The organism is Arthrobacter sp. PAMC25564, assembly GCF_004798705.1.
Lineage (GTDB): Bacteria > Actinomycetota > Actinomycetes > Actinomycetales > Micrococcaceae > Arthrobacter.
In genome coordinates this window covers 3,541,094-3,566,412 of sequence record NZ_CP039290.1, presented here as the reverse complement: position 1 = coordinate 3,566,412, position 25,319 = coordinate 3,541,094, and the positions used below count along the sequence as shown (strand labels likewise).

The 25,319-nt window shown below is 68.5% G+C and carries 22 protein-coding genes; 20 read left to right on the top strand and 2 right to left on the bottom strand.

What is annotated here, in order from left to right:
• Positions 1-16 precede the first annotated feature (16 nt).
• From pdhA to E5206_RS16575, 3 genes are read left to right on the top strand one after another with little or no spacing between them, the layout of a single operon-like run.
• Positions 17-1,195, top strand: coding sequence for a pyruvate dehydrogenase (acetyl-transferring) E1 component subunit alpha (gene pdhA / locus E5206_RS16585; RefSeq protein WP_136323452.1), 1,179 nt, complete (start codon positions 17-19; stop codon positions 1,193-1,195).
• Positions 1,195-2,205 carry an alpha-ketoacid dehydrogenase subunit beta gene (locus tag E5206_RS16580; protein WP_136323451.1) on the top strand — a complete coding sequence of 337 codons (1,011 nt, stop codon included), beginning with the start codon at positions 1,195-1,197 and terminating at the stop codon, positions 2,203-2,205. Before pdhA ends, E5206_RS16580 begins: the two co-directional genes overlap by 1 nt.
• Positions 2,202-3,653 carry a dihydrolipoamide acetyltransferase family protein gene (locus E5206_RS16575; RefSeq protein WP_136323450.1) on the top strand — a complete coding sequence of 484 codons (1,452 nt, stop codon included), beginning with the start codon at positions 2,202-2,204 and terminating at the stop codon, positions 3,651-3,653. The genes E5206_RS16580 and E5206_RS16575 overlap by 4 nt, the downstream gene beginning before the upstream one ends.
• A 169-nt stretch (positions 3,654-3,822) precedes the next feature.
• Here E5206_RS16575 and E5206_RS16570 read toward each other — a convergent pair whose 3' ends face one another.
• Positions 3,823-4,479, bottom strand: coding sequence for a TetR/AcrR family transcriptional regulator (locus tag E5206_RS16570; RefSeq protein WP_136323449.1), 657 nt, complete (start codon positions 4,477-4,479; stop codon positions 3,823-3,825).
• Between the two features lie 149 nt (positions 4,480-4,628).
• On the opposite strand from E5206_RS16570, the gene E5206_RS16565 reads away from it, so the two are divergent.
• Genes E5206_RS16565 through E5206_RS16535 form a run of 7 tightly spaced genes read left to right on the top strand, consistent with a single transcriptional unit; the run spans position 4,629 to position 12,637 of the window.
• Entirely contained in the window at positions 4,629-6,236 is a 1,608-nt protein-coding gene (locus E5206_RS16565) for a carboxyl transferase domain-containing protein (RefSeq protein ID WP_136323448.1), read from the top strand.
• Positions 6,237-6,243: 7 nt separating this feature from the next.
• Complete coding sequence (locus E5206_RS16560) at positions 6,244-8,445, top strand: biotin carboxylase N-terminal domain-containing protein (protein WP_136323447.1); 2,202 nt, start codon at positions 6,244-6,246, stop codon at positions 8,443-8,445.
• Positions 8,446-8,494: 49 nt separating this feature from the next.
• On the top strand, positions 8,495-9,655 hold the full coding sequence (locus E5206_RS16555) for an acyl-CoA dehydrogenase family protein (RefSeq protein WP_136323446.1): 1,161 nt from the start codon (positions 8,495-8,497) through the stop codon (positions 9,653-9,655).
• A 48-nt stretch (positions 9,656-9,703) separates the two neighbouring features.
• A complete protein-coding gene (locus E5206_RS16550) occupies positions 9,704-10,498 on the top strand; it encodes a CoA transferase subunit A (RefSeq protein WP_136323445.1) in 795 nt (264 codons plus the stop codon).
• A gap of 2 nt (positions 10,499-10,500) precedes the next feature.
• Positions 10,501-11,262: a CoA transferase subunit B gene (locus E5206_RS16545; RefSeq protein WP_136323444.1), complete on the top strand. Its 762-nt coding sequence runs from the start codon at positions 10,501-10,503 to the stop codon at positions 11,260-11,262.
• Positions 11,259-11,807: a MaoC family dehydratase gene (locus tag E5206_RS16540; RefSeq protein WP_136323443.1), complete on the top strand. Its 549-nt coding sequence runs from the start codon at positions 11,259-11,261 to the stop codon at positions 11,805-11,807. The genes E5206_RS16545 and E5206_RS16540 overlap by 4 nt, the downstream gene beginning before the upstream one ends.
• Entirely contained in the window at positions 11,804-12,637 is an 834-nt protein-coding gene (locus E5206_RS16535) for a CoA ester lyase (RefSeq protein WP_136323442.1), read from the top strand. Before E5206_RS16540 ends, E5206_RS16535 begins: the two co-directional genes overlap by 4 nt.
• Positions 12,638-12,772: 135 nt before the next feature.
• On the opposite strand, the gene E5206_RS16530 is transcribed toward E5206_RS16535, so the two are convergent.
• Complete coding sequence (locus tag E5206_RS16530; protein WP_136323441.1) at positions 12,773-14,224, bottom strand: lipase maturation factor family protein; 1,452 nt, start codon at positions 14,222-14,224, stop codon at positions 12,773-12,775.
• A gap of 258 nt (positions 14,225-14,482) precedes the next feature.
• Between E5206_RS16530 and dxr the strand changes: the two genes are divergently transcribed.
• The 10 genes from dxr to E5206_RS16480 all read left to right on the top strand — a co-directional run bounded on the left by dxr (position 14,483) and on the right by E5206_RS16480 (position 25,281).
• Complete coding sequence (gene dxr, locus E5206_RS16525; protein ID WP_136323440.1) at positions 14,483-15,667, top strand: 1-deoxy-D-xylulose-5-phosphate reductoisomerase; 1,185 nt, start codon at positions 14,483-14,485, stop codon at positions 15,665-15,667.
• A gap of 63 nt (positions 15,668-15,730) precedes the next feature.
• Entirely contained in the window at positions 15,731-17,062 is a 1,332-nt protein-coding gene (locus tag E5206_RS16520; protein WP_136323439.1) for a site-2 protease family protein, read from the top strand.
• Between the two features lie 260 nt (positions 17,063-17,322).
• Entirely contained in the window at positions 17,323-18,033 is a 711-nt protein-coding gene (locus E5206_RS16515) for a MarR family transcriptional regulator (RefSeq protein ID WP_136323438.1), read from the top strand.
• Positions 18,030-18,545 (top strand): hypothetical protein, encoded by a 516-nt coding sequence (locus E5206_RS16510; RefSeq protein ID WP_136323437.1) that lies wholly within the window; start codon positions 18,030-18,032, stop codon positions 18,543-18,545. The genes E5206_RS16515 and E5206_RS16510 overlap by 4 nt, the downstream gene beginning before the upstream one ends.
• Positions 18,546-18,630: 85 nt before the next feature.
• A complete protein-coding gene (locus E5206_RS16505; RefSeq protein ID WP_136323436.1) occupies positions 18,631-18,924 on the top strand; it encodes a YciI family protein in 294 nt (97 codons plus the stop codon).
• Positions 18,925-18,970: 46 nt separating this feature from the next.
• A complete protein-coding gene (ispG, locus tag E5206_RS16500) occupies positions 18,971-20,137 on the top strand; it encodes a flavodoxin-dependent (E)-4-hydroxy-3-methylbut-2-enyl-diphosphate synthase (protein ID WP_136323435.1) in 1,167 nt (388 codons plus the stop codon).
• Positions 20,100-20,987, top strand: coding sequence for a GNAT family N-acetyltransferase (locus E5206_RS16495; protein WP_136323434.1), 888 nt, complete (start codon positions 20,100-20,102; stop codon positions 20,985-20,987). Before ispG ends, E5206_RS16495 begins: the two co-directional genes overlap by 38 nt.
• A 155-nt stretch (positions 20,988-21,142) precedes the next feature.
• Positions 21,143-22,954 (top strand): proline--tRNA ligase, encoded by a 1,812-nt coding sequence (locus tag E5206_RS16490; protein WP_136323433.1) that lies wholly within the window; start codon positions 21,143-21,145, stop codon positions 22,952-22,954.
• A gap of 24 nt (positions 22,955-22,978) precedes the next feature.
• Positions 22,979-23,773, top strand: a complete 795-nt coding sequence (locus E5206_RS16485; protein WP_136323432.1) for a TSUP family transporter — start codon at positions 22,979-22,981, stop codon at positions 23,771-23,773.
• An 83-nt stretch (positions 23,774-23,856) separates the two neighbouring features.
• Positions 23,857-25,281 (top strand): pyridoxal-dependent decarboxylase, encoded by a 1,425-nt coding sequence (locus E5206_RS16480; RefSeq protein WP_136323431.1) that lies wholly within the window; start codon positions 23,857-23,859, stop codon positions 25,279-25,281.
• Positions 25,282-25,319 lie beyond the last annotated feature (38 nt).

Below are 25,319 nucleotides of genomic sequence, written 5' to 3'. Positions count from 1 at the left end.
GAAGGTGCGGACAACTGTGTTTACCGACGACGCGGGCAAGGGCGGCGCTGCCGCCGGTGGCCCGGGCAACAGTGCAGGATCAAACAGGCGGACGGGCGGGGACCTCGTCCAGCTCATCACCCCGGCGGGTGAACGCGTCAGCCATCCCGAGTTCGACCTCTGGGTCCAGGATGTCAGCGACGAGCAGCTCTGCTCGCTCTACCAGGACATGGTGGTGATCCGCCGGATCGACACCGAGGCCACCGCCCTCCAGCGGCAGGGTGAACTCGCCCTCTGGCCCCCGCTGCTGGGACAGGAAGCGTCCCAGATCGGCTCGGCACGGGCGCTTCGGGACGACGATTTCGTTTTCCCCAGTTACCGCGACAACGGTGTCGCCTACGTCCGCGGGGTAAACCTGGCGGACATCGTCAAAGCCTGGCGGGGCAACGCCTTGGCCGGCTGGGACCCCTACACGGTGAACGTCGCAACGCAGCAGATCATCATCGGCTCCCAGACGCTGCACGCCACCGGGTACGCCATGGGCATCCAGAACGACGGCGCCGACTCGGTCGCCGTCGCCTACTTCGGCGATGGTGCCACGAGTGAGGGCGACGTCAGCGAGGCCATGGTGTTCGCGGCCAGCTTCCAGGCACCGGTGGTCTTCTTCTGCCAGAACAACCACTGGGCCATTTCCGAGCCTGTTATGCTGCAGTCCCACATCCAGCTCGCGGACCGCGCCGCCGGCTTCGGCATTCCCAGCATGCGGGTGGACGGCAACGATGTCCTGGCCGTGATGGCCGCAACGCGCATCGCCATCGACCGGGCACGCCACGGCGGCGGCCCGACCTTCATCGAGGCCGTCACCTACCGGATGGGACCGCACACGACGGCGGACGATCCCACCCGCTACCGGGACGCCAACGAGCTCGAGGACTGGGCGGCGAAGGACCCGATCGCGCGGGTGAAGTCCCTGCTCGAGCGCAAGGGCCTGCTCACCGGGGAACTCGAAGCCGCCGTCGCCGCAAAGGCGGACGCCGTGGCCAAGGAACTGCGGGCCGGCACCATCAACATGCCCGAACCGCAGCCGCTGGACATCTTCAAGAACGTCTACAGTACCCCCAACTCCTGGCTCGACCGCCAACAGGACCACTATTCCCGCTACCTGGCTTCCTTCGGCGATCCCGCAGAAGCCGCTTCTGAAGAAGGTGCACGCTGATGACGCAGATGACCTTTGCCCGAGCCATCAATTCGGGCCTGCGCAAGTCCCTGGAAAACGACCCCAAGGTCATCCTGATGGGGGAAGACATCGGCGCCCTCGGCGGCGTCTTCCGCGTCACGGACGGCCTGCAGAAAGACTTCGGCAAGCACCGCGTCGTGGACACCCCGCTCGCCGAATCCGGCATCATCGGCACCGCCGTCGGCCTTGCCTACCGCGGCTACCGCCCGGTGGTGGAGATCCAGTTCGACGGATTCATCTACCCGGCCTTTGACCAGATTGTCAGCCAGGTCGCCAAGATGCACTACCGCACGCAGGGCGCCGTCAAGATGCCCATCACCATCCGCGTCCCCTTCGGCGGGGGCATCGGTTCCCCGGAACACCACTCCGAATCACCCGAGGCGTACTTCACGCACACCTCCGGGCTGCGCGTCGTCAGCGTCTCCAACCCGCAGGACGCCTACACCATGATCCAACAGGCCATCGCCTCCGATGACCCGGTGCTCTACTTCGAACCCAAGCGCCGCTACCACGACAAGGGCGAGGTGGATGAGTCCCAGGACCTCGGCACCGCCCTGCCGCTGGACAAGGCCCGGGTGGTCACCGAGGGCAAGGACGTGACGCTCGTGGCATACGGCCCGCTGGTCAAGACCGCCCGCGACGCCGCGCTCGCGGCCGCCGACGAGGGAATCTCGATCGAAGTGATCGACCTGCGCTCGCTGGCCCCGGTTGACTTCGCGACCCTGGAAGCCTCCGTCCGCAAGACCGGGCGCCTGGTGATCACGCACGAGGCAGGCCAGTCCGGCGGCGTCGGCGCCGAGCTGGCAGCCAGCATCACCGAGCGCTGCTTCTACCACCTCGAAGCAGCCCCGGTCCGGGTGACCGGCTTCGATGTCCCGTACCCGTATTCCAAGCTGGAAATGCACCACCTGCCGGGCCTTGACAGGATACTCGACGGCGTCGACCGCGCGCTGGGCCGCCCCAACTCCCTGAGCGGGCTGGAAGGATGACGGCCACCATGATCAAGGAATTCAGGCTCCCGGACCTCGGTGAGGGTCTCACTGAATCGGAAATCGTCGCATGGAAGGTCGCGGTGGGGGACACGGTCTCCCTCAACCAGATCATCGCGGAGGTGGAAACGGCCAAGGCCGTCGTCGAACTTCCCTCGCCCTACGCCGGCGTGGTCACCGCGCTGCTTGAACAGCCGGGCACGGTGGTGGAGGTGGGGAAGCCGATCGTCTCGTTTGAGATCGAGGACCACGACGGCGACGCTCCCGCCGGCGGTGCAGCGGGCGGTGCCGGCGAGGCCGCGGCTGTCAAGCGGGAGCCCAACCTCGTCGGCTACGGCGCCGTGCTGGAAAGCTCCGGCCGCCCCGCCCGCCGCACCCGCACTTTCGCCTCACCCACGGCCACGCCTGTTGCCGTGGCACCACCTGTGGCTGTGGAGCCTGCGCCGGTGGTCGAGCCTGCCGGGACCCCGGTCGCCACCGGCCCCGCAACCCATCCGGCCACCAGCCCGGCAACCCATCCGGAGGAGCGGCCGCGGTCCACGCCGCCGGTGCGCAAACTGGCCAAGGACCTCGGCGTCGACCTCGAAGCAGTGACCGGCACCGGTGAGCGCGGGCTGATCACCCGCGACGACGTCCGGAACTTCGTTGGCGGCGGGGACTTGCCCGCCGCGGCCCACGAGCTCGCCGGCGTGCCTGCCTCGGAGCCGGAGGCGGATCAAACCCAGGCTCACGCCCCGGCCCCCGGCGTCCGGGAGACGCGCACCCCGATCAAGGGCGTCCGGAAGTTCACCGCCGCCGCCATGGTCCAGAGTGCCTTCACGGCGCCGCACGCCACGGAATTCCTCACCATCGACGTCACGCCCACGATGGAACTGCTGGCCAAGCTCAAGGCCAGCCGCGCCTTTGCCGGGTTCAAGCTCACGCCGCTGACGCTGGTGGCCAAGGCGGTGCTTATCGCCCTGCGGAACCACCCGACGCTGAACACCCGGTGGGACGAGGCCACGCAGGAGATTGTCCAGTACCGCTACGTGAACCTGGGCATCGCGGCCGCGACGCCGCGGGGGCTGACCGTGCCGAACATCAAGGACGCGGACCGGATGTCGCTGAAGGAACTCTCCTCAGCCCTGACCGCGCTGACGGACACGGCGCGGGAAGGCAAAACCGGTACGGCCGATCTCTCCGGCGGCACCATCTCCATCACGAACATCGGCGTCTTCGGCATCGACGCCGGCACTCCGATCCTGAACCCTGGCGAGGCTGCCATCCTGGCGCTCGGGGCCGTCCGGAAGATGCCGTGGGAGTACAAGGATGAGGTGGCGCTGCGCCAGGTCATGACGCTCAGCCTGTCCTTTGACCACCGGCTGGTCGACGGCGAGCAGGGCTCCCGCTTCCTGCAGGACCTCGGCGCCATGCTGGCCGATCCGGGCATGGTCCTGGCCATGGTCTAGACCCGCCGCGGCCGGCCGTCCCTCTCGAATGGGGCGGCCGGCGGCTTCGTGCCGTACCGTGCGGGGGCACTTTGGGAGGGATCCCGACGCCGGTCCCGGCATTTAGCGGCGTGTCCGCACCAAAGTGCCCCCTGACGGCGCCGGCGGCGGGCAAAAGAAGGCGGCCGGCTCAGGCCAGGGGTGGGGGCGCCGCCGGAGCCATCAGGGCAGCCAGGGCCATGCTTTCGAGCAGCGGCCGGGCCCGCTTGATCGCCAGCCGGCGCCCATGGCTGCGCACCGAGTGCGGGGTGGAATTGATCAGGCCGAACGTGGCGTGCGCCCGCACCCGCAGTTCGATGGCATCGGTTCCAGGATGGAGCCCGGCCAGGACCTCCACCCACAGCTCCACGTAGTTGCGCTGCAGCATCCGGACCTCGGCCTGGTCCCCGGCGTCGAGGTTGCTGAAATCCTGGTCCTGGACCCGGATGACGTCGGGATTGTGCAGCGCAAAGTCCACCTGGAACCGGACCAGCCGGGCCAGGGCTTCCGCGGCGCCGCCGGACTCCGCGACGACGCGGCGGCCGCCGTCGAGCAGGTCCTGGCTGACGCTCAGCAGCAGGGCGCCGAGGACGGCCTGCTTGCCGGTGAAGTGGCGGTAGACGGCAGGGCCGCTGACTCCGGCCGCGGCCCCGAGGTCCTCCAGCGAGACGCGGTTGAAGCCTTCGACGGCGAAGAGTGCGGCAGCGGCGGACAACAGGGCCTGCCGGCGGTTCTCCTTGGCCTGGCTGCGCTGGCTAGGCGAAGGCCGGGTTGGTGACGGCTGGGCAGTCTGGCTGGGCTCGGTCACCGGCACATTCCTCAATTCAACTCGGCGCTGTGTTGGACATCACAGTTAATAGAGACTAACCTAAAACTCAGTTATGCGGTACTAACTGAAATAGCCGGGCGGCTCGAGCCGCCCGGTCCGGCACGCAGGCTACGGAACGGAAGCAGTCAATGGAGACAATCGCCAGCCAGGTGGACGCCACCGCTGCCGCCTTCGCCGCGAACCGCGAGGCCCAGCTGGGGCTGGCCCGCGAGCTGAAGGAGCGCCTGGCCACCGCCGCGCTGGGCGGGCCGGAGAAGTCCCGGGAACGCCACATGGCCCGCGGCAAGCTCCTGCCGCGGGAGCGGATCGACCGGCTGCTCGATGACGGCAGCCCGTTCCTGGAGATCGCGCCGCTGGCTGCCAACGGCATGTACAACGACGATTCCCCGGGCGCCGGCATGATTGCCGGGATCGGCCTGGTGCACGGCCGGCAGGTGCTGGTGATCTCCAACGATGCCACGGTCAAGGGCGGCACGTATTACCCGATGACGGTGAAGAAGCACCTGAGGGCCCAGGAAATCGCGCTGGAGAACCGGCTGCCCTGCATCTACCTCGTGGACTCCGGCGGCGCCTTCCTGCCCAAGCAGGACGAGGTCTTCCCGGACAAGGAGCACTTCGGCCGGATCTTCTTCAACCAGGCCAGGATGTCCGCGGCCGGGATCCCGCAGATCGCCTCCGTGATGGGGTCCTGCACCGCCGGCGGCGCCTATGTGCCGGCGATGAGCGATGAGACGGTGATTGTCCGCAACCAGGGCACTATCTTCCTCGGTGGGCCGCCGCTGGTGAAGGCCGCGATCGGCGAGATCGTCACCGCCGAGGAGCTCGGCGGCGGCGAGGTGCACTCGAAGATCTCCGGCGTCACGGACCACCTGGCCGAGAACGATGAGCATGCCCTCCAGATCGTCCGCGACATCGTCTCCACGCTGCCCCGGCCTGCCGCCCCCGCCTGGGACGTGGCCACCGCCGTCGAACCGCTTGCGGACCCGGGCGAGCTCTACGGCGCGGTCCCCACCGACGTCAACGCGCAGTACGACGTGCGCGAGGTGATCGCCCGGCTGGTGGACGGCAGCCGCTTCCATGAGTTCAAGAAGAACTACGGCACCACCCTGGTCACCGGCTTCGCGAGGCTGCACGGCCACCCGGTGGGTATCGTGGCGAACAACGGCGTGCTGTTCAGCGAATCAGCCCTCAAGGGCGCGCACTTCATCGAACTGTGCGACCAGCGCGGCATCCCGCTGGTCTTCCTGCAGAACCTCTCCGGCTTTATGGTCGGCAAGGACTACGAGCAGGGCGGGATCGCGAAGAACGGCGCCAAGATGGTCACCGCCGTCGCCACCGCCCGGGTGCCCAAGCTGACGGTGGTGATCGGCGGGTCGTTCGGTGCGGGGAACTACTCCATGTGCGGGCGGGCCTACTCGCCGCGTTTCCTGTGGATGTGGCCGGCGTCGCGGATCTCCGTGATGGGCGGCAACCAGGCCTCCAGCGTGCTCGCCACCGTCAAGCGGGACCAGTACGAGGCCCGCGGCGAGGAATGGTCCGCCGCGGACGAGGAAGCGTTCAAGGCCCCGATCAGGCAGCAGTACGAGGACCAGGGCAGCCCCTACTACTCCACCGCCCGCCTCTGGGACGACGGCGTGATCGACCCCGCGGACACCCGCACCGTCCTGGGACTGGCGCTCGACGTCGTCTCCCGCACCCCGCTGCCGGAGACCTCCTTCGGCCTGTTCCGGATGTGAGCCAGCAGTGACCACTACTCTTTCAACACCCCCCAAGCCCCTCTTCGGCACCGTCCTGGTCGCCAACCGGGGCGAGATCGCCTGCCGCGTGATCCGCACCCTGCGCGCCCTGGGTATCCGCTCGGTTGCCGTCTATTCCGATGCCGACGCCGGCGCCCGCCATGTGCGCGAGGCCGACGTCGCCGTGCGGATCGGCCCCGCCGCTGCGCCCGAGAGCTACCTGAAGATCGAGGCCATCATCCAGGCCTGCCGCGAGACCGGCGCCGAGGCCGTGCACCCCGGCTACGGCTTCCTGAGCGAGAACGTGGACTTCGCCCGCGCCCTGGAAAAGGCCGGCATCACGTTCATCGGCCCCGGCGTCGAATCCCTCAACATCATGGGGGACAAGATCCGCTCCAAGAACCACGTCACCGGCTACGGCGTCCCGGTGGTCCCGGGCATCGCCGAACCCGGCATGACGGACGCGCAGCTGATCCGGGCCGCGCCCGGCGTCGGCTTCCCGCTGCTGATCAAGCCCTCCGCCGGCGGCGGGGGCAAGGGCATGCATATCGTCGAACGCCCAGGTGACCTGGCGGCCACCCTGGCCACCGCGCGCCGGGTCGCGGCCAGCGCCTTCGGCGACGACACCCTCTTCCTGGAACGCCTCGTCCTCACCCCGCGGCACATCGAGGTCCAGGTCCTGGCCGACAACCACGGCAACGTCATCCACCTCGGGGAGCGCGAGTGCTCGCTGCAGCGCCGCCACCAGAAGGTCATCGAGGAAGCACCCTCGCCGCTGCTGGAGTCCCTGCCCGACGGCGCGGAGATCCGCGCCCGTCTCGGCGAGGCCGCCTGCAACGCCGCGCGCAGCGTCAACTACTCCGGCGCCGGCACCGTGGAATTCCTGGTCTCGGACAACGCCCCGGACGAGTTCTTCTTTATGGAGATGAACACCCGGCTGCAGGTCGAACACCCCGTCACCGAGATGGTCACCGGCGTCGACCTCGTCGAATGGCAGGTCCGGATTGCCGCCGGCGAGGAACTCACCGTGGCCCAGGACGACGTCGTCCTCACCGGGCACTCGGTGGAGGCGCGGGTCTACGCCGAAATCCCGGAGCGGAACTTCCTGCCCTCCACCGGGACCGTGCTGCTGCTGGACGAACTGCCCGGACCCGCGCAGCGGCCAGGCGCCCCGGGCCGCGTCCGGGTGGACTCAGCCCTGGTTGAAGGCCTGGAGATTTCTTCGAGCTATGACCCGATGATCTCCAAGGTCATCGCGTGGGGCCAGGACCGCACCGTCGCCCTGGATACCCTGGACGAGGCGCTCACCGGGTACACCGCGCTAGGTGTGGACACCAACGTCGAATACCTCCGTCTTCTGGTCAACGACGCCGACGTCCGCGCCGGCCGCCTCGACACGGGCCTGATCGAACGCAAAATGCCGGACTTCAGCTTCCGGCGCGTGGGCGACTTCGAGCTGGTGGCCGCCGCCCTGTACGCAGTGGCGATGGAGGAGCAAAACAACCCCGCCCCGTCGGCGGGCCCCTGGCGGCGCCGTGACGGCTGGCGTCTCGGCGCGCAGGCTCCGCGGCGGGTCAGCCTGGGAACATCAGATGGCGGCATCGGGGCAGTCGGCGTGACAGGCCGTGCCGCCGACGGTGCGGTCCTCGTGTCGGTCGGCGACGGCCCGCAACGTACGGCGTCCTTGCAGTTCCTCAGGAGAAGTCGTATCGAGCTGACCCTCGACGGTGAAACCCGCGGCTACTCCCTTGCCCCGGCTTACACAGGACCTGCCACACCGGGCGGGGACAGTCCGACGCCCCGCGCACCCACCGAGCTCTTCCTCGGCAACGAGGGCTGGTCCTGCCGCCTGGAGGTGCTCGCCCGGGAGACGAGGCTGGCCCGGGTGCTGGCGGCGATCGAACGCGAAGAGGGCGCCGCGGACCCCGCCGTGCGCTCGCCGATGCCCGGCACCGTGGTGTCCGTCTCCGTCAGCAACGGCGACACCGTGGAGGCCGGCCAGGTGTTGCTCTCCGTGGAGGCCATGAAGATGGAACACCAGCTCGTGGCGCCCCTCGCCGGCACCGTGCACATCAGCATCATGTCCGGGGACCTCGTGAAGGCGGACCAGGTGCTCGCCACGATCCACGCTCCGGCCCCGCCCTCGGCGGAGAACGCAGCCGAGGACACCATCGAGGAAGCCGTCATCGCCATGGGCGCGGCGGAGTAACACCCCAGCTTCAGCAACAGACCACGCAGCACAGACACAGGAGCCCCCAATGGATTTTGAACTCAGCGAGGATTACCAGGACCTCAGCGACACCGTCCGCGAATTCGCCGATGAAGTGGTGGCCCCGGTGTCCGCCAAGCACGACGAAGAGCACAGCTTCCCCTACGAGGTCGTCGCCCAGATGGCGGACATGGGCCTGTTCGGCCTGCCCTTTCCGGAGGAGTTCGGCGGAATGGGCGGGGATTACTTCGCCCTGGCCCTCGCCCTGGAACAGCTCGGCCGCGTGGACCAGTCCGTCGCCATCACCCTGGAAGCCGGAGTCTCGCTCGGCGCCATGCCGATCCACCGCTTCGGCAACGAGGCGCAGAAGCAGGAGTGGCTGCCGCTGCTGGCTTCCGGCAAGGCGCTCGCCGGCTTCGGCCTGACCGAGCCCGAGGCCGGCTCGGACGCCGGCGGCACCAAGACCACCGCCAAACCCGGCGGGGGAGAGTGGGTCATCAACGGCAACAAGGAGTTCATCACGAACTCCGGCACCGACATCACCCGCCTCGTCACCGTCACCGCCGTGACCGGCCAGGAGGAACGCCCGGACGGCAGCATCAAGAAGGAAATCTCCACGATCCTGGTGCCCACCAACACCCCCGGATTCACGGCGGAAAAGGCCTACAACAAGGTCGGCTGGAACGCCTCGGACACCCACCCGCTGACCCTGGACAACGTCCACGTCCCCGAGGCGAACCTGCTCGGCACCCGGGGCCGCGGTTACGCCAATTTCCTGTCCATCCTGGATGAGGGCCGGATCGCCATCGCCGCGCTCGCCACCGGGGCCGCCCAGGGCTGCGTGGACCAGTCGGTGAAATACGCCAAGGAACGCAGCGCCTTCGGGCAGAACATCGGCAAATACCAGGCGATCGCGTTCAAGATCGCCCGCATGCAGGCCCGCGCGCACACCGCCCGCCTGGCCTACTACGACGCGGCCGCCCGGATGCTCGCCGGCAAGCCATTCAAGACGCAGGCGGCCATCGCTAAGATGGTCGCAGGCGAGGCAGCCATGGACAACGCGCGGGACGCCACCCAGGTGTTCGGCGGCTATGGCTTCATCAACGAATTCACCGTGGCGCGCCACTATCGCGACTCCAAGATCCTTGAAGTCGGGGAGGGCACCACGGAGGTCCAGCTGATGCTGATCGCCCGCGAACTGGGCCTCTGACCGAGGCCCGGCGGCAGTGCCTGTCTGGACCCTCTGGAAGGATCATCGATGATTAACAAGGTTGTTGCCAGCGCTGCAGCGGCGGTGGCGGACATTCACGACGGCGCCTCGCTCGCCGTCGGCGGGTTCGGGCTCTGCGGCATCCCGGTGGCCCTGATCGATGCCCTGCACGAGCACGGCACCACGGACCTGGAGACCGTCAGCAATAACTGCGGCGTCGACGACTGGGGGCTGGGGATCCTGCTGCGGGACGGCCGGATCCGCCGCACCATCAGCTCCTATGTGGGGGAGAACAAGGAGTTCGCCCGGCAGTACCTCGCCGGCGAGCTCGAGGTGGTCCTCACCCCCCAGGGAACGCTGGCCGAAAAGCTGCGCGCCGGCGGGGCCGGCATTCCCGCGTTCTACACGCCGGCCGGTGTCGGCACCCAGGTGTCCGAGGGAGGGCTGCCGCAGAAGTACGACGCCGAGGGCAACATCGCGATCGCCTCCGCACCGAAGGAGGTCCGCAGCTTCAACGGTGCCGACTACGTCCTGGAAGAATCGCTGACGCCGGACTTCGGGCTGGTGCACGCCTGGAAGGGTGACCGCCACGGAAACCTCGTCTTCCACGCCACCGCCATGAATTTCAATCCGCTGTGCGCCATGGCGGGGAGGGTCACCATAGCGGAGGTCGAGGAACTCGTGGAACCGGGGGAGCTGGATCCGGAGCACGTCCACGTTCCCGGCATCTTCGTCCAGCGGGTGGTCGTTGCGCCGCAGATGGAGAAGCGCATCGAAAAGCGGACGGTCGCGGTGCCGGCCACCGGCCCCCTCTCCGGCAGCACCGACCAGGCAGGAGCATAGCCGTGGAAACGAACAGCCCTCAAGGTGAACCTCCCCGTCCCGAAGCCGTCCGCCACGAATACCGGCCGGCCGCCGTGGGACATCCCGCCGGTAATGAGGGTAAAGGCTGGACGCGGAACGAACTTGCCGCCCGGGTGGCGCAGGAACTGCGGAACGGGCAGTACGTCAACCTTGGCATCGGCATGCCCACGCTGATCCCCAATTACATTCCCGCCGGCATCGAGGTGGTCCTGCACTCGGAAAACGGCATCCTGGGCGTCGGGCCGTACCCGGGCGAGGACGACGTCGATCCCGACCTGATCAATGCCGGAAAGGAAACCGTCACGGTCAACAAGGGCGCCGCCTTCTTCGATTCCGCGGCCTCGTTCGGCATGATCCGGGGAGGGCACGTGGATGTGGCCGTGCTTGGCGCGATGGAAGTGGCCCAGAACGGGGACCTGGCCAACTGGATGATTCCGGGCAAGATGGTCAAGGGCATGGGCGGCGCCATGGACCTGGTCTTCGGCGCCAAGAAGGTGATCGTGATGATGGAGCACGTGGACCGCAACGGCAAACCGAAGATCGTCGAACAATGCACCCTGCCGCTGACAGGGAAAGCCTGCGTGGACCGGATCATCACCGACCTCGCCGTGATCGACGTCGTATCCGACGGCGGGACGTCCCGGCTGGTGCTGCGCGAACTGGCGCCCAACGTGTCGGCAGAGGACGTCGCGGCGGCGACGGGCGCCGAGCTTTTCGAGGAAGACCAGGAACTGACCGTATGACCGCGAATCCTCCGCCGCAGCGGGTCATTGAACCCCGGGTGATAGAGCAGCGCGGCCTCTACTTCGACGAACTCGAAGAGGACGTGGTCTACGCGCACCGGCCCGGCCGCACGGTCACCGAGACGGACAACGTCCTGTTCACCACCATGACCATGAACACCCAGGCGCTGCACCTCGACGCGGCCTGGAGCGCGGACCAGCCGTTCGGCCAGCGGCTGGTGAACTCGATGTTCACCCTGGCCACCGTGGTGGGCCAGTCCGTTCCCCAGCTCACGCAGGGCACCATCATTGCCCAGTTGGGCCTGACGGATGTGTCCTTCCCGCACCCGATGTACCACGGGGACACCCTGTACACGGAGACCGTCGTGACCGGGAAGCGGCTCTCCGCCTCACGCCCGGGCCAAGGGATCGTGACCATGAAGCACACCGGAAAGAACCAGCACGGCGACGTCGTGGCCCTCGCCACCCGCAGTTGCCTGATGTGGACACGCGCGGCGCACTCGGATGCCCAGGAACGAACAATGCAGGGGAGAATAGAGACATGAGTTTCCAGATGGGCCCTGCCCTGTTGTTCTGCCCGGCAGACCGCCCCGAGCGGTACCAGAAGGCCGGCGAGCGTTCCGACGGCGTGATCGTAGACCTGGAGGACGCCGTCGCGCCCGCCGACAAGCAGCGCGCCCGCGGCGCCATCCTTGCCCAGCTCGGCTCCGCGGGCGACGTCCCGGAGCTGGATCCGAGCCGGACCATCATCCGGATCAACCCTGCCGGCACAGAGGAGTTCGAGAAGGACCTGCACTGCCTCAAGCACACCCCGTACCGCCACATCATGCTCGCCAAGGCCGAGAGCGCCGAACAGCTCCGGGAGCTTGAGGGCTACAGCGTGATTGCGCTCTGCGAGACCGCGGCGGGGATCCTGAACGCCGCCGCCATCGCGGCCGAACCCAATGTGGTGGGCCTGATGTGGGGTGCGGAGGATCTGCTCGCCTCCCTCGGCGGCACCTCCAGCAGGACGGACGACGGCGCCTACCGTGCCGTCGCGCTGCAGGCCCGCTCCATGGTGCTCCTGGCCGCGGGCGCATCCGGCAAGGAAGCCATCGACGCGGTGTACGTCAACATCCCGGACCTGGACGGCCTGGCCGCGGAAGCCCGCGACGCCGTCGCCTCCGGCTTCGGGTCCAAGGCCTGCATCCACCCGAGCCAGGTGGCGGCGGTCCGGACCGCCTACGCCCCCTCCGATGTCGAGCTTGCCTCGGCCACGGAACTTCTCGACGCCGCCGCCGCGGCAGGTTCCGGAGTGTTCGCGTTCAAGGGGAAGATGGTCGACGGGCCCATCCTCAAGCACGCCGAGTCCACCCTGCGCCGCGCCGGCCGCTAAGGGCTCCGGACCGGCGTCGGGCTCCGGCAGCCGCGGGGACTTAGCCGGTTGCGTGTCTGTTCGCCACAGATGGCCGGAAAGAAGACCGGCATTCCGGCCATTTGCGTCCAATGAGTGCACTCCTGGACAGGAAATTCAGTCCTCCGGCAGGGACAACGGCGGGATGACCTCGTGCAACGGGATCCGCATCCACCGCTGGCCGGTTGCCCGGAACTCCGCCCGGGTCGAGAAGTGGTAGAGGTAGCTGCGGGCCCTTACCCAGTGGGGGCGGGCGCCGTCGAACGGGTCATGGCGGAGCAGGCGCAGGGTGGGGCGGTCGGCCTCCAGCAGCCTGGCCAGGAAGGCGTAGAACCACCTCTCGTGCACGGTCCGCAGCGGCAGGAACCACATCAGCCAGTCGAGCCGAAGGTGGTACGGGGCCCACTGCCGCGGGATGCGGCGGACGTCGCCGGGCTTGCCCTTGAAGCCGTACTCGCGCCAGTCCGAATCGTCGTCGGGCTCGGCGGCAAGGGTTCCCTCGACGACGATCTCGATCCGCCGCTTCGTGACCGTGCCGAACGCGCCATAGGTGTTGACCAGCTGCCAGCGGTTGAAGGCAGCGTTCATCAGCTGATGGTGGGAGAACAGGTTCTCGATCGGCCGGTAGCTGAGCACCAGCAGCAGGAGGCTGGCCGCCAGGACCACGGCCAGCCACCACAGCGGGGTCTGGGCCGAAGCGGCCGGGCTGCTCCAGTCCAGGGGGATGATGGGGAGCACGGCGTGCGCCACCGGGTCACTGACCGCCGAGAAGGCGAGCAGGATCGCCATCCAGTTGAGCCAGGCAAAGTTCCCGCTCGCCACGAGCCAGAGCTGGGTGAAGATGATGATCCCGGCCGCGGCGCTGGCCAGCGGCTGCGGTGCGAAGAGGAAGAACGGCACCACCAGCTGGGCGAAATGGTTGCCCAGGACCTCGAGCCGGTGGAAGGGCTTGGGCAGCAGATGGGCCTGCCGGCTCAGCGGCCCGGGCATCGGCTGGGTCTCGTGGTGGTAGTACAGGGCCGTCAGGTCCCGCCATTCGCGGCCGCCGCGGATCTTGATCATGCCGGCGCCGAACTCCAGCCGGAACACCAGCCAGGCCAGCAGGATCAGGATGGTCCGGGGCGGGGGAGTCTGGTCGGAGCCGAGGAAGGCCACCGTGAACCCGGCCTCGAGCAGCAGCATCTCCCAGCCGAAGCCGTAGAATGTCTGGCCCACGTTGACGATCGACATATACAGCAGCCACAGGGCCAGGAAGGCGAGCAACGGAATCCACGGCGGACCGAGCTGGGGGAGCCCGAGGATGAGGGCGGCCGCAATGGCCAGCCCGGCCCAGCAGACCGCCCGGAGCAGCCGGTCCGAGTAGCGCCAGCGGAACAGGCTGGGCCGGCGCAGCAGGCTGAAACCCTCGAGGAAGGCCGGCACCGGCAGCAACCCACGCTCGCCGAGCAGGGCGGGAAACTGGTTGAGCGAGGAGAGGAACGCCACGAAGTAGAGCGAGGCGATGCCGCGCTGCAATACCTGCCGGGCGAACTCGTACTCCGGCGCATCGAACCACGTGGCCCACTCCACGTTTCCCACGTTACGCCTGGCGTGCGTGGCGTCAATGTGCTGCGATCCACGGCCTGATGGTGGGCGGCGCCGTCGGGTGGGCGGTGCCGTCGTCGCGATTGTTCGTCGGTTTGCCGCAAACGGCCGCAATGGCGATCCCATAGCGGCCATATCCGGCAAACGGCTGAGCCAGGGCACAGCGGGCCCAGAAACAGCGGGCCCCGAAGTGGAGCCGGTCCCGCGGAAGGACCGTGAGCCGCAATACGGGATACTTAAGCCATGCAGCCGCGCAAGATCGTCATCCTCGGGTCCACCGGTTCCATCGGCACACAGGCGATTGACGTCGTCGACGGCGCCGCCCACCTTTTCGAGGTCGTGGCGCTCAGCGCCGGCGGCGGGAACCTCGGGCTCCTCGCCCGGCAGGCCGTGCACACCCGGGCCCGGGCGGTCGGCGTTGCCGCCGGAGACGCCTCCGTCCTGCAAAAGCTGATCGACGACGCCGCCCGCTCCGCGGGCCTGGCCGGGTACCGGCCCGAACTTATCACCGGCCCGGACGCCTCCACCCGGATCGCCGAGGTTCCGGCCGACGTCGTCCTCAACGGCATCACCGGCTCCATCGGACTGGCACCCACCCTGGCCGCGCTCAAGTCCGGGGCGACCCTGGCCCTGGCCAACAAGGAATCACTCATTGTCGGCGGTGCCCTCGTCAAGGCCGCGGCCCGCGAAGGCCAGATCGTCCCGGTGGATTCGGAGCATTCGGCCATCGCCCAGTGCCTGCGCTCCGGCACCGCGGCCGAGGTGGACCGGCTGATCCTGACCGCCTCCGGCGGACCGTTCCGCGGCCGGACCCGGGATCAGTTGCACGATGTTTCCCCGCGGGACGCCCTGGCGCACCCGACCTGGGACATGGGCCTGATGGTCACCACCAACTCCGCCAGCCTCGTCAACAAGGGACTTGAGGTGATCGAGGCCCACCTGCTCTTCGACATCCCGCTGGAGCGGATCGACGTCGTCGTCCATCCCCAGTCCGTGGTCCACTCGATGGTCCAGTTCGTCGACGGCTCCACGATCGTCCAGGCGTCCCCGCCGGACATGCGCCTGCCCATCGCCCTGGGCCTCGGCTGGCCGGACCGCGTGCCCCGGGCCGCCCGGGCCTGCGACTGGAGCACGGCCACCAGCTGGACGTTCGAGCCGCTGGACACGGTGGCCTTCCCCGCCGTCGGCCTCGCGAAGGACGCCGCCAGGCGGGGGAGCACCTACCCTGCGGTCTTCAACGCCGCGAACGAGGAGGCCGTGATGGCATTCCACGCCGGCCGCATCCGCTTCACCGACATCGTCGATACGATCGAGGCCATACTCAGCGAACACACAGGCTCCTCCGGGCTGACGGTGGAGTCCGTGCTGGATGCTGAAAAGTGGGCACGCGCGCGGGCCCACGATCGTTTGGCCGTCAGAAGTCTCTAAGGAACGCGCCGAAGAGAAGTGTCGAATTAGCCAAGAAGTCTCCAGGAAGCAGCAGATCAACGCATGAGCCCCGTCCTCCTCTTTATCCTCGGTGTCGTCTTCGTGGCGATCGGCGTCGCCGTGTCCATTGCCCTGCACGAGGTGGGGCACCTGCTTCCCGCCAAGCTGTTCAAGGTCCGGGTCACCAAGTACATGATCGGCTTCGGGCCCACCGTCTGGTCCCGGAAAAGGGGCGAGACCGAGTACGGCTTCAAGGCCATCCCGCTGGGCGGCTACGTGTCCATGATCGGCATGTACCCGCCGAACAAGGACGACGGCACGGTCCGTCCCTCCAGTACCGGCATGTTCCAGTCCCTCGCCTCCGACGCCCGCTCCCTGGCCCATGAGGAAGTCGGCCCGGGAGATGAGAACCGTGTCTTCTACCGGCTCCCGGTCTGGAAGAAAATCATCGTTATGCTCGGCGGACCGGCGATGAACATGCTGATCGGCGTCGTACTGACCGCAGTGCTGCTGATGGGGTTCGGCGTCGCGGCGCAGACCACCACGGTCGCCGACGTCTCCAAATGCCAGGTCAAGGCCGGCGAGACCGTGGACCCGAACTCCGCTGACTGCAAGCTCACCCCCGCGGCCGCCGCCGGACTGAAGCCCAACGACGTCATCACCTCCTTTGACGGCAAGGCTGTCACGAACTGGGACGAACTCACCGGCTGGATCCGCGCCTCGGCGGGCAAACAGGTCAGCATCACGGTTCAGCGCGACGGCGCCCCGGTGACCACCACCGTCACCCCGGTGCTCTCGTCACGCCCGGTGGTCGGCGTCGACGGCCGGCAGGCCAAGGACGCAGACGGCAAGCTCCTTTACCAGGACGTCGGATTCCTGGGCATCGGCGCGCAGACCGCGCTGGTGCAGCAGCCGGCGTCGGCCGTGCTTCCGATGGCGGGCGAGAACATCAAGCAGATCGCCGGCGTCATCGTGAACCTCCCGGCGCGCGTGGCGGGCGTGGCGAAGGCGGCGTTCAGTGAGGAGCCCCGGGATCCCAACGGGCCGATCAGTGTGGTGGGCGTGGGCCGCGTGGCGGGCGAGGTCGCCGCCATGGAGGACGTTCCGCTGCAGTCCCGCCTGGCCGTCCTCGTCGGGCTGCTGGCCGGGCTCAACTTCGCCCTGGCCGTCTTCAACCTCGTTCCGCTGTTGCCGCTCGACGGCGGCCACGTGGCCGGTGCGCTCTACGAGGGGGCCCGGCGCCGGATTGCCAAGCTGTTCGGCCGTCCTGATCCCGGCGCGTTCGACATCGCGAAACTGCTCCCGGTGACCTATGTGGTGGCGGTGCTGCTGATGGGCATGGGGGCGCTGCTGATCTACGCGGACATCGTCAAGCCGGTCAACCTCTTCGGCTGACCCGGCGGCCTTGCCCTGCGGCCCGGGGGCACTTTGCCGTGGTCCGGCGTCGAAATGGACGACGGCGCCGGGCGTTTCGTGTCAAAGTGCCTCCGGGTGGCGCCGGGTCCGCCCGCCCCGGCAGCGTGGGCAGCCTCGGTGGGTCCCGCCGGGCCAGTTAACCGGGTTGAACTTCGTTAGTTATCAGCTAATATCGGCTTATTTTCGCGAATCAGTTGAATATGATTGATTTTTGAATATCAGCCTTTTAGGGTTGCCGTATGTACGTGATGACCATTGACCAGCGCGGCAGTACTGCCGACGTCGACCGGGTCCCCGCGCTCCTCGCCGAGCTGGGCACACTCTCCACCGCCGGGCGCTTCGAGCGCTCCGTGGGCGACGAGGTCCAGGGCGTGGTGGAACGCCCGGACGAAGTGGTGGAGATCGCCCTGCATGCCCTGCGCAGCGGCCGGTGGTATGTCGGGATCGGCGTCGGGGCGGTGGACCTCCCGCTGCCGGCCAGCCCCCGCGAGGGCTCCGGACCGGCGTTCGTGGCAGCCCGGCTCGCCGTGGACCGGGCCAAGGCGGCAGCAGCCCATGTGCCGCTCTCCGTGGTTTCCGGCACCCTCCCAACGCGAAATGCCGCGCCGCCCGCGGATGGATCCGCGGCGGTATCGGCGGTATCGGCGGGAACCAGGGCCTGCGCCAACGCCGAGGCGGTGCTGCGGCTGATCGGACGGCTGGTCCAGGACCGGACCGCGGCGCAATGGAAGGTGGTGGACGTGCTGCGCTCGGTGCAGCAGGGCCATCCCGGCACCCACGGGACGCAAAAGATGGCCGCGCGGAAACTCGGAATCACCGAACAGTCGGTGAGCCGTGCGCTCCTGCGGTCCGGCTGGCAGGAAGAATGGGCGGCGAGGCCCGCTGCGGAAATGCTGCTGGCCTTCGCCCATGACAGCACAGCCCATGACAGCACAGAAGGAGCCCGGTGAACGCCCTCTGGATCACCGTGGCCCTGCTCACGGCGGGATTCGCCGGCTGGCCGGTCACCGCCCTGGTCTTCCGGCTGGCCCGGACCATCGACGAACGGGCCGACGCCGCCAGCAGTCCCGGCAGTCACGGCAGCGCCGCCGCCGCCGTGGAGGACCCCTCGGCCGACGTCACCGTTGACCCGGCCGTTAACGTCGGTGATATGGCAGATTCAGCGGCCCAGCAGCCGCAGCAGGCACCGTCTCCGGTGCCGGAGCCCGAGGCCGTCAGCAACGCACGCATCCTGCGGGGAGGCGCGATCATCGGTGTCCTCGAGCGGCTGGCGGTCTGCTTCGCGATCCTTGCCGGCCAGCCGGTGGCCATCGCCTACGTGGTGGCCATCAAGGGCCTGGGCCGCTTTGCCGAGCTGAAGGCGACGCCGGTGGCGGCCGAGCGGTTCATCATCGGAACCTTCACCTCGATGCTGTGGGCGGCCGGTATCGCGGCGCTGGCCAGGGTCTTCTTCCCGGGCTGAGCCCGGGAAAGCCCCGGAATGAGCCCGGACGGCCGCTCCCGCGGCCCGGATGGGAACCCGGCGGGCGGGGCGATAGTGTATCCGTATGACTGTTTTTGCTGTGGAGTACGTATACGACGCTGAATCCTCCGATGCCCGTGACGCCAGCCGTCCCGCGCACCGCGAATGGACCGCGGGCCTGGTAAGCGAAGGCGCGCTGCTCGCCAGCGGCCCCTACGGGGACGGAGCGGGCGCCCTGCTGATCTTCAAAGCGGCCGATGAGAAGGCCCTGAATGAACTCCTGAAGCAGGATCCGTTCGCTGCCGCCGGCGCCATCTCCGGCACGCGGACGAGCGTGTGGGCCCCGCTGACCGGCCTCCTGGCCGACCACGCAGCCTAGCCCGTCCCGCCAACAGACCAGCGATACTTCGATCTAAGGAGTCCATGTGACCTCGGTCAGCCTGGGAATGCCGTCAGCACCGCCCCCCGTTCTTGCCCCCCGCCGGAAGACCCGCCAGATCAAGGTCGGTTCCGTCGGCGTCGGCTCCGATTCCCCGATCAGCGTCCAGTCGATGACCACGACGCCGACCACGGACATCAACGCCACCCTGCAGCAGATTGCCGAACTGACGGCCTCCGGCTGCGACATCGTGCGGGTCGCCTGCCCGTCCGCCGACGACGCCGAAGCGCTGCCGATCATCGCGAAGAAGTCCCAGATCCCGGTGATCGCGGACATCCACTTCCAGCCGAAATACGTCTTCGCGGCGATCGAGGCCGGCTGCGCGGCAGTGCGGGTGAACCCCGGCAACATCCGCAAATTCGATGACCAGGTCAAGGAAATTGCGCGCGCCGCGAAGGACCACGGCACCTCCATCCGCATCGGCATCAACGCAGGCTCGCTGGAGCCCGGCATCCTGAAGAAGTACGGTAAGGCCACCCCGGAAGCCCTCGTGGAATCTGCCGTCTGGGAAGCCTCGCTGTTTGAAGAGCACGGCTTCCACGACTTCAAGATCTCGGTCAAGCACAATGACCCGGTCATCATGGTCGCCGCCTACGAGATGCTCGCCGAGCAGGGCGACTGGCCGCTGCACCTCGGCGTCACCGAGGCCGGACCGGCATTCCAGGGCACCATCAAGTCCGCCACGGCCTTCGGCGCGCTGCTCTCACGCGGCATCGGCGACACCATCCGGGTGTCCCTCTCCGCGCCGCCGGTGGAGGAAATCAAGGTGGGCAACCAGATCCTGCAGTCGCTCAACCTGCGCCCGCGCAAGCTCGAGATCGTCTCCTGCCCGTCCTGCGGCCGCGCCCAGGTGGACGTGTACACGCTCGCCGAGCAGGTCACCGCAGGTCTTGAAGGCATGGAGATCCCGCTGCGCGTCGCCGTCATGGGCTGCGTCGTGAACGGTCCCGGTGAAGCCCGCGAGGCGGACCTTGGCGTCGCCTCGGGGAACGGCAAGGGGCAGATTTTTGTGCGCGGCCAGGTCATCAAGACTGTGCCTGAGGACCAGATTGTTGAGACACTGATCGAAGAGGCCATGCGTATCGCTGAAGAGATGGGGGAGGCCGGTGGCGAAGATGCTGTCAAGGGTAGCCCCGTGGTTAGCGTCTCGTAGGGAGGGCGCCGCTGCCGGCGTCGCCGTCCGCGTCCTGGGCGGCGCGGACACTGCACAACTGTTGGAACTGGCCCGGCAGGAACCGGTCGCCAATGCCTTCATCCTGTCCCACCTGGAGGCGGCCGGAACTGCGTCGCCCACTGCCGGCGGTGCCAGTATCCTTGGCGTGTTCGACGGCGGAACCCTCCTCGGTGCCTGCTGGGCAGGCGCAAACCTCGTGCCCGTGCAGCTGGACCCCGAACTGGCGGGCCTTGTGGCGGCAGCTGCGCACCACTCCGGGCGCCGCTACGCCTCGATCTTCGGTCCGGCCGAAACGGTGATGGCCCTCTTCGCCGGCCTCGAGCAGTTCGGCCAGACTGCGCATGAAATCCGCGAAGACCAGCCGCTGATGAGCATCTCCGGGCCGCCCGCCGTCCGCCCGGAGCCCGCGCTGGGCTTCGGCCAGCTCGCGGATTTCGACAAGATCCTTCCCGCCTGCGCCGCGATGTTCGAGGAAGAAGTGGGATACTCTCCGTACCTCGGCGGCAGGGAGTACTACAGCCGGCGGGTCAAGGGCCTGATCCGGGCCGGGCATTCGCTGGCGCATCTGAACGACGACGGGGACGTTGTGTTCAAGGCCGAGCTTGGCGCAGTGACGCCGGAGGCAACCCAGGTCCAGGGCGTCTGGATGAACCCCAAATTCCGTGGCCTCGGCCTCAGCGCCGGCTACATGGCCGCCGTCGTGGTCATGGCCCAGACGATGGCGCCGGTCACGAGCCTCTACGTCAACGGCTTCAACACCCGGGCCCGCGCCACCTACGAGCGGGTGGGCTTCCAGCAGGTCGGCACCTTCGCCACCGTCCTGTTCTAATTCGTTCCCGGTCCTTGTGGGGGCCAGGCAAGCGCTCCGCAGAGGCCACCGCGGCCCGGCTGCGGAGTCTCGACTGCGGAATCTTGGCGGTAGATTAGTACCTAGACGTTTTTCGCCAGTTTTCCCCGCACTTCCCAGAAACGGATACCTATCTAGTGGTCCTTCGACTTTCCAAGCTGTTCCTGCGCACCCTGCGTGAAGATCCCGCCGACGCCGAAGTGGCCAGCCACCGGCTCCTGGTCCGGGCCGGATACATCCGCCGGGCCGCGCCGGGCATCTACACCTGGCTGCCGCTGGGACTGAGCGTGCTGCGCAAGGTCGAAGAGATCATCCGTGAGGAAATGGCGGCCATCGGCGCGCAGGAGGTCCACTTCCCGGCGCTGCTGCCCAAGGAGCCCTACGAGGTCACCAACCGCTGGACCGAGTACGGCGAGGGCATCTTCCGGCTCAAGGATCGTAAGGGCAACGACTACCTGCTGGCCCCCACCCACGAGGAGATGTTCACCCTGCTGGTCAAGGACCTGTACTCCTCGTACAAGGACCTGCCGCTGAGCATCTACCAGATCCAGAACAAGTACCGCGACGAGGCCCGGCCCCGGGCGGGCCTGCTGCGTGGCCGCGAATTCATCATGAAGGATTCCTACTCCTTCGACGTCGACGACGCCGGCCTGGATGCCAGCTACGCCGCCCACCGCGGCGCCTACCTGAAGATCTTCGAGCGCCTGGGCCTCGAGGTCATTCCGGTCGCGGCCACCGCCGGCGCCATGGGCGGCTCCAAGAGCGAGGAATTCCTGCACCCCACCGAGATCGGCGAGGACACCTTCGTCCGCTCCGCCGGCGGCTATGCGGCCAACGTCGAGGCCGTCACCACCGTCGTCCCCGCGGACATCGACTTCAGCAATGCCCCCGCCGCGGAGGTCCGTGACACCCCGGACACCCCCACGATCGACACCCTCGTGGACGCCGCCAACCTGCTGGCTCCCCGCGCGGAGGCCGACGGCGGCGCCTGGACCGGCGCCGACACCCTCAAGAACGTCGTGCTCGCCGTGACGCTGCCCACCGGCGAACGCCAGATCGTCGTCATCGGCCTGCCGGGCGACCGCGGCGTGGACCTCAAGCGGGTGGAGGCGAACATCGGCTCCTTCCTGCCGATCGCCGGCGAAATCACGCTCGAGGCCGCCAACGAGGAAGACCTCAAGAAGCAGCCCCTGATCGTCAAGGGCTACCTCGGCCCGGGCCTTACCCTGGACGCGCCCCTGCTGGGCACCGAGGGCGCCGCCAAGCTGCTCTACCTCGTGGATCCCCGCGTCGTCAGCGGCTCCGCCTGGATCACCGGCGCCAACGAGGCCGGAAAGCATGTCTTCGGCCTGGTCGCCGGCCGCGACTTCGGCTGGGACGGCGTGATCGAATGCACCGAGGTGCGTGCCGGTGACGAGGCCCCCGACGGTTCCGGTCCGCTGGAAACCGCCCGCGGCATCGAAATGGGCCACATCTTCCAGCTCGGCCGCAAATACGCCGAAGCCCTCGAACTGAAGGTCCTGGACCAGAACGGCAAGCAGGTCGTCGTGACCATGGGCTCCTACGGCGTCGGTGTCACCCGCGCCGTCGCCGCCCTCGCCGAGTCCAACCACGACGACAAGGGCCTGATCTGGCCGCGCGCCGTCGCCCCGGCCGATGTGCACGTCGTGGCTGTGGGCCGCGGCGAGGAAATCTTCGCCGCCGCGGAAAAGCTGGCACTGGAGCTGGAGGCCGCGGGCCTGGACGTCATCTACGACGACCGCCCCAAGGTTTCCCCCGGGGTGAAGTTCGGCGACGCCGAGCTCGTCGGCGTGCCCACCATCCTCGCCGTCGGGCGCGGCCTGGTGGACGGCGTCGTGGAGATCAAGGACCGCCGCAGCGGGAACGCTGAGAACGTGGCCGTTGACAAGGCCGTGGACTACGTCGTCAACGCCGTCCGCAACAGCTGACGCGCTGCGCTGTTCTTGGAAGGCATGGTCTCCGGACTCGAGTCGATCCAGCTCAGCACCCTCATCCTGATCGTGGTAGCAGGCTTCGCCGCCGGCTGGGTGGACGCCGTCGTCGGCGGCGGGGGACTCATCCAGCTGCCGGCGATGCTGCTGGTTCCGGGCATCAGCCCGGTCCAGGCGCTGGCGACGAACAAGATGGGTTCCATCTTCGGGACGACGACGAGCGCCGTGACCTACTACCGCCGCGTCCGTCCGGACCTGCGCACCGCCGTGCCGATGGCGGTGATCGCCCTGGGCGGCAGCTTCGGCGGCGCGGTGCTCGCGGCGACGCTTCCGGCCAGCTTGTTCAAGCCGATCATCGTCGCCGCGCTCGTCGCCGTCGCACTGTTCACCGCCTTCCGGCCCAACGTCGGTGAGCTGACCAGGCTGCGGCACGAGGGCCACCGGCACTACGTGGTGGCCTGCCTGATCGGGGCCGTGATCGGCTTCTATGACGGCCTGCTCGGCCCCGGAACAGGTTCCTTCCTGGTCATCGCGCTCGTCTCCGCGATGGGCTACGCCTTCCTCGAGGCCAGTGCCAAGGCAAAAATCGTCAACATGGCCACCAACGCCGGCGCCCTGATGTTCTTCCTGCCGCACGGCTCGCTGCTGTGGGGGCTCGGGCTGGTCCTGGGCCTGGCCAACATGGCCGGCGGCTACCTTGGCGCGCGGACGGCCGTCAAGCAGGGGAGCAAATTCATCCGGATCGTGTTCCTGATCGTGGTGGGGACGCTCGTCATCAAGCTCGGGTCCGACATCTGGCAGGACACCTTCGCCTGACCGACCCCGGGCGCCCGTCCACTCCCGGCCGGTACCCCGCCAGTCCCCTCCCCGAACCGGGGCCTTCGGCGTAGCATGCAGCTATGTCAGCAGCTGAGGAACGCTATGAGGCTGCCCTGGCGGCCGCAGCCGGGCACGCACGCCGGTGGCTGGAGAGCCAGGGAACACGCCCGGTGGGTCCACGCGTCACCGCGGGGGACCTGGCGGCCGACTTCGGCGGTCCGCTGCCCGCCGGGGGCATGCCGGCCGCGGAGGTCGTGGACTATCTGGCCACCAAGGCGGAACCCGGCCTGATGGCCATGCCGTCCGGACGGTTCTTCGGCTGGGTTATCGGCGGCACCCTTCCCGCCGCACTGGCGGCGGACTGGCTGGTCAGCGCCTGGGACCAGAACGCCGGGCTGCGCTACGCCACTCCCGCCACCGCCGCAATCGAGGAGGCCGCCGGCAGTTGGCTCCTGGAGTTGCTGGGGCTTCCGGCGGAGTCCGACGTCGGCTTCGCCACCGGCGCCACGATGGCCAACTTCACGGGCCTCGCCGCCGCACGGTGGCGCCTGATGGCCGAGGGCGGCTGGGACCTTGACAACAACGGCCTCGCCGGTGCGCCCCGGATCCACTGCTTTGTGGGGCAGGAACGGCACGACACGATCGACCTCGGCCTGCGGTACCTCGGGCTGGGCCGGCCGACGGCGGTCCCCGCGGACCGGCAGGGCCGGATCATTCCCGGGGAACTGGACCGCGCCCTGGATCACGCGCTGGACGGCGCTCCGAGCCGTGCCAGCAGATCAGGCCGGGCACCCGCACTGGTCTGCCTGCAGGCCGGGAACCTGCATTCCGGAGCCTTCGACCCCTTCGTGGAGGCAATCGCCGTCGCGAAATCGTACGGGGCCTGGGTGCACGTGGACGGTGCGTTCGGGCTTTGGGCCGCAGCAGTGCCCGAACTCGCCGGGTTCACGGCAGGTCTGCAGCTGGCGGACTCCTGGGGCACCGACGCGCACAAGACGCTCAACGTCCCCTATGACTGCGGCATCGCGGTGGTCCGGGACGCCCAGGCGCTGCGTTCTGCCATGGGCGTGCACACCAGCTACCTGATCCAGTCCGGGGACGGAGCGGCGGATCCGTTCGAGAAGGTCCCCGAGCTTTCCCGGCGGGCGCGCGGCGTGCCCGTGTGGGCGGCCCTGAAATCGCTCGGCCGGGACGGCGTCACGGCCCAGATCCGCCAACTGGTGCGCCGCGCCTCACAACTGGCGGAACAGCTGTCCGCGCTGGACGGCGTCGAGGTGCTCAACGACGTCGGCTACACCCAGGTGTCACTGGCCTTCGGGGACGACGCACGGACGCGCGCGGTGACCGAACGGATCATCGGCGACGGCCGGGTGTGGATGTCCGGCTCACGGTGGCAGGACCGGGACATCCTGCGGATCTCCGTGAGCAACTGGAGCACGGACGACGACGACGTCGCGGTCGCCGTCGGCGCCGTCAGGGATGCCCTGGCCGCCGTGCGCGCCTGAGGCAGGCGGGGAACCGGGGGTGAAACGGTCCGCCGCCC